Genomic DNA, 322 nt, shown 5'->3' with positions numbered 1-322 from the left:
CCACCCAATCCGGCTCCGTACCGAAGAGAACCACGGCGCGCAGACACTCGACCGGAACCGCTAGAGGGTTGAGAGAAAGCCATGTCTGAGACCATTCCGGCAACGCCGTCCTTGGAAAAAAAACGGGCGACAGAAATAAGGTGGCGGTCACAAGAGGCGCTACGATTTGGCTAATGTCACGGAAATAAACGCCAACGGAAGCTAGGGTCCAAGCAATGCCAAGCACGAGAATTATAACCGGTGCGAAAACTACAGGCGCCAGTACCACAGTGAGCGGAATATCGCCGAACACCGCGTATGCAAAGATCAAGAGTACCAGAAG

The 322-nt window shown here is 54.0% G+C and carries 1 protein-coding gene; it reads right to left on the bottom strand.

The features are described 5' to 3' along the window. On the bottom strand, positions 1 to 322 hold a 322-nt coding region (locus EN874_RS32825; RefSeq protein WP_189396753.1), incomplete at both ends, for an ABC transporter permease.

Origin of the sequence: Mesorhizobium sp. M1D.F.Ca.ET.231.01.1.1 (assembly GCF_003999155.2) — a bacterium.
Lineage (GTDB): Bacteria > Pseudomonadota > Alphaproteobacteria > Rhizobiales > Rhizobiaceae > Mesorhizobium.
Note: the sequence above shows the minus strand (reverse complement) of the source record. Positions and strands in the feature narration are given on the sequence as shown.